The organism is Microbacterium sp. NPDC055683 (assembly GCF_053617895.1).
In genome coordinates this window covers 1-4,092 of record NZ_JBSHGQ010000079.1, presented here as the reverse complement: position 1 = coordinate 4,092, position 4,092 = coordinate 1, and the positions used below count along the sequence as shown (strand labels likewise).

Annotated in this window: 5 protein-coding genes; 1 reads left to right on the top strand and 4 read right to left on the bottom strand. The window is 70.1% G+C overall.

The window, feature by feature from the left end; genetic code table 11:
- Nucleotides 1-116: 116 nt before the first annotated feature.
- A complete protein-coding gene (locus ACWGPF_RS17465) occupies nt 117-530 on the top strand; it encodes a VOC family protein (RefSeq protein WP_452333992.1) in 414 nt (137 codons plus the stop codon).
- 36 nt (nt 531-566) lie between these two features.
- Here ACWGPF_RS17465 and codB read toward each other — a convergent pair whose 3' ends face one another.
- Genes codB through ACWGPF_RS17445 form a run of 4 tightly spaced genes read right to left on the bottom strand, consistent with a single transcriptional unit; the run spans nt 567 to nt 4,045 of the window.
- Nucleotides 567-1,829, bottom strand: coding sequence for a cytosine permease (codB, locus tag ACWGPF_RS17460; protein ID WP_452333991.1), 1,263 nt, complete (start codon nt 1,827-1,829; stop codon nt 567-569).
- Nucleotides 1,826-2,287: a nucleoside deaminase gene (locus ACWGPF_RS17455; RefSeq protein WP_345437963.1), complete on the bottom strand. Its 462-nt coding sequence runs from the start codon at nt 2,285-2,287 to the stop codon at nt 1,826-1,828. Before ACWGPF_RS17455 ends, codB begins: the two co-directional genes overlap by 4 nt.
- Before the next feature lie 58 nt (nt 2,288-2,345).
- Entirely contained in the window at nt 2,346-3,005 is a 660-nt protein-coding gene (locus ACWGPF_RS17450) for a methionine ABC transporter permease (protein WP_452333993.1), read from the bottom strand.
- Nucleotides 3,006-3,013: 8 nt separating this feature from the next.
- A complete protein-coding gene (locus ACWGPF_RS17445; RefSeq protein WP_452333990.1) occupies nt 3,014-4,045 on the bottom strand; it encodes a methionine ABC transporter ATP-binding protein in 1,032 nt (343 codons plus the stop codon).
- Nucleotides 4,046-4,092 lie beyond the last annotated feature (47 nt).

The window sequence follows — 4,092 nt, the reverse complement described above, 5'->3', positions numbered from 1 at the left end:
CGTCCGCCCTCTCCGGGCGGACGCGGCGTTTCCGGTTCCGGCCTTCCGGATGTCGCCGACCCGTGCCATCCTCATCTCGAACCCGGGCGCCCGGCCCGGCGAAGAGAGGGTCCGCCATGGGCTACAAGGTCTCGCCGTACATCTCGTTCCTCGACGGCGCGCAGGACGCGCTGGAGTTCTACCGCGACGTGCTCGGCGGCTCGCTGTCGATCATGCGGATGGGCGACATCCCCAACCCCGAGCTCGTCGAGTCCGACAAGGGCAAGGTGATGCACGGCCAGCTCGATCTCGAGAACGGCTTCGTCATCATGGCGTCCGACACCCCGACGGGCATGCCGCGCGACGAGGGCGCCAACGTGTCGGTCACGATCTTCGGCGACGACGCCGAGGAGCTGCGCGGCTACTTCGAGGCGCTCTCGAACGGCGGCACGGTGGTCGAGCCGTTCGCCCAGGCGCCCTGGGGTGACTGGTTCGGCATGCTCGTCGACCCGTTCGGCGTGTTCTGGATGATCAACAGCTCCGCGAGCTGAGCGGATGGCCGGGGCCGCGGCCCCGGCCATCCGTCGTCATCGACGCCGCAGGCGCCCGGCGAGCATCGCGAGCAGGATGGCCGCGACGATGCCGATGACGGGAGGGATGCCGATGCCGAGCGCCCCCGACCCCCACGCGAGGAGGCTGGCGACGGCGTAGACCGCGAGGTTGGCCCCGTCGACGCGCGGGAGCGCCTCGCCCTCGGGCATCTGCGTGCGGCGCCAGCGCGCGAGGTAGTCGCCGATGATGACGCCGCCGAGCGGCGGGATGAAGACCCCGAGCAGCGACAGGTACTGCGGCAGGTGCTCGTTGACGCCGACGAGGGCGAGCACGGTGCCGATGATCGATCCCCCGATGACGAAGGGGATCTTGCTCGGCCTCTCGAACATCTCGGCTCCTGCGACGCCGAACGCGTAGGCGGTGTCGGCGTTCGACTTCCACAGGTTGCCGAAGAGCAGGAACAGCCCCCAGCCGATGAGGCCGAGCTCGTAGAGGACGAGCACGAAGTCGCCCTCGCCGAACGTGATCGCGCCGATCGCGCCGAAGAAGATCATGAGGCCGTTGCCGACGAGGAACCCGATGACGCACGCCCACACCGCCTGCCTGCCGGTGCGGCCGAAGCGCGTCCAGTTCGGCGCCTGCGTGCCCGCGGAGACGAAGGTGCCGACGACGGTCGTGACCGCGACCGCCAGCGTCATGGACCCCGCCGGCTCGACGGCGGCGAGCCCCGCCCATCCGCCGACCTCGTCGAGGGAGCGGAACACGACCCACACGGCGAGGATGAGGATGAGCGGCGTCGACACGAGCGACACCCAGTACATGCCGCGGTAGCCGTAGCAGGCGGTGACGCACATGAGCGTGCTCACGGCGATCATGACGGCGGCGCGGGGGCCGTATCCCTCCCAGCCGAACGCCTGCGCCGTGAGGTCGCCGATCGTGCCGATGACGACGCCGTACCAGCCGATCTGCGTGCCGCCGAGCAGCACGGAGGCGAGCTTCGAGCCGCGGGTGCCGAGCGTGTACCGCGCCATGACGACGGTCGTGAGCCCCGTGCGCGCGCCGATCCATCCGAGCGTCGCGACGTAGGCGCCCAGCACGAGCGACCCGACGAGGATGACGAGGAGCAGGTCGCGCAGCCCGAAGGCGGTGCCGAGCTCGGCGCCCGCGAGCATCGTCGGCGTGAAGACGGTGAAGCCCAGCAGCACGACGACGAGCGAGAAGAACGACTTCCGCGCGTGCGCGGGAACGGGGGTGACGGGGTAGTCGGCGTCGACGGCGGTGTCGTTCTCGACGCTCACGCGTCGACCCCGATGTCCTCCGCCCACAGGGCGGGGCGCTCGGTCATCATCCGGTCCATGAGGGCGATGCAGGTCGCGTCGTCGGCGACGACGAGCTCCTTGCCGTTCGACGCGAGCCACGCCTCCGACTCCTGGAAGCTGCGGTTCTCGCCGATGACGATGCGCGGGATCTCGTACAGCGTGGCGGTCCCCGCGCACATGTAGCAGGGCGAGAGCGTCGTGTAGAGCACGCTCTCGCGGTAGACGCTCGCGGGCAGCCGGCCGGCGTTCTCCAGGCAGTCGGTCTCGCCGTGGCGGATGACGCTGCCCATCTGCACGCGCCGGTTGCGCCCGACGGCGAGCACCTCTCCCCTGTGGACGAGTGCGGCGCCGATGGGGATGCCGCCCTCGTCCCATCCGATCTGCGCCTGCTCGATGGCCAGGTCCAGGTATCTGCGGTCGTCGTCGGTCAGCGGCACGGGCGCTCCTCGTCTCGATGGGGTGTCAGCATCCCATCGTCTCAGACGGGCGGCGGCGCTACCGTCGCAGGATGCGCCGGGCGAGCCCGTTGCCGAGCGCCTGCACGATCTGCGTGATGACGATGATGATGACGAGCGCCGACCACGTCACGACGGGGTCGAACTGGCGGAAGCCGTACGAGAGGGCGTAGTTGCCGAGCCCCTGACCGCCCGCGATGCCGGCGACGGCCGACATGTCGATGATGGCCACGGTCGCGAACGTGTAGCCGAGGATGACCGGGCCCAGCCCCTCGGGCAGGATCACGGTGAAGATGATGCGCCAGGGCCCCGCGCCGGTCGCCCGCGCCGCCTCGATGACGCCGGGGTCGACCGTGACGAGGTTCTGCTCCACGATTCGCGCGATGCCGAAGGTGGCGGCGAGCGAGATCGCGAAGATGATCGCCTCGTTGCCGATGCCGCGGCCGACGATGACGCGGGCGAGCGGCTGGATGGCCGCGAGGAAGATGATGAAGGGGATGGGGCGGAACGTGTTGACGAGCACGTTCAGGATCCAGTAGACGACGGGCTGGTGGAGGATCGCGCCGCGGCGGGTCACCGTGATGGCGGTGCCGATCACGAGGCCGCCGATGCCGCCGAACAGCAGCGAGGCGGCGACGAGCCAGAGGGTGATCCCGGTCTGCTCGAAGAGGTCGGGCAGGATCTCGCCGACGTGGTCGATGATGTCGTTCACGCGGCCACCTCCTCGATCGTGACGCCGGCTCCGATGGAGGAGAGAGCATCGCGCACGGCCTCCGCATCACCGCGGACGGCGATCGTGAGGAGGCCGTAGACGCGTCCCTGGATGTCGTCGACACCGCCGTGGACGAGGTTGAAGTCGACGCCCGCCCGCGCGAGAGCGCCGAAGACGCGCGCTTCCGATGCCCCGTCGTCCGTGAAGGAGATCGTGAAGAAGCGGCCGTCGTGCTGCGCGCGCAACGCCGTCAGGGCGTCGCCCTCGGGCAGAGCGCGCACGACCGTGCGCACGAAGCGCCGCGCGGTGTCGGTCTGGGGCGCCGTGAACACGCGGTAGGTCTCACCCGATTCCACGACGCGCCCGCGCTCCATGACGGCGACCTTGTTCGCGATCCGCGCGATGACGTCCATCTCGTGGGTGATGACGACGATCGTGATGCCGAGCTCGCGGTTCACGCGGGCGAGCAGGTCGAGCACCTCATCGGTCGTCTCGGGGTCGAGGGCGCTCGTCGCCTCGTCGGCCAGCAGGATGGCGGGCTCGGTGGCGAGAGCACGGGCGATGCCGACCCGCTGCTGCTGGCCGCCGGAGAGCTGCTCGGGATAGGCATCGGCCTTGTCGGCGAGGCCGACGAAGTCGAGCAGCTCGTCGACTCGACGGCGGCGCTCGGCCCGCGGGACGCGGGCGACCTCGAGCGGGTAGGCGACGTTGCCGCGGATGGATCGCGAGCGCAGCAGGTTGAACCGCTGGAAGATCATCCCGATGCCCTGGCGCACCTCGCGCAGTCGGCTCTCCGGAAGGGACGCGATGTCGACGCCCTCGATCTCGATGGCTCCGCCGCTGACCGGCTCCAGGCCGTTGATGAGCCGGACGAGGGTCGACTTGCCGGCACCGGAGTACCCGATGATGCCGAAGATGTCACCCCGTTCGATGTCGAGGGTCACGGTGTCGACGGCGGTGACGGCCGTGCCGCCCCGACGCTGCGGCGGATACGTCTTCGTCACGTCGGAGATCCGGATGTGCGGCATGGTCCCTCGAGTCTACGGAACGGGTCCGCGCCCGGACGGCCGAGGCC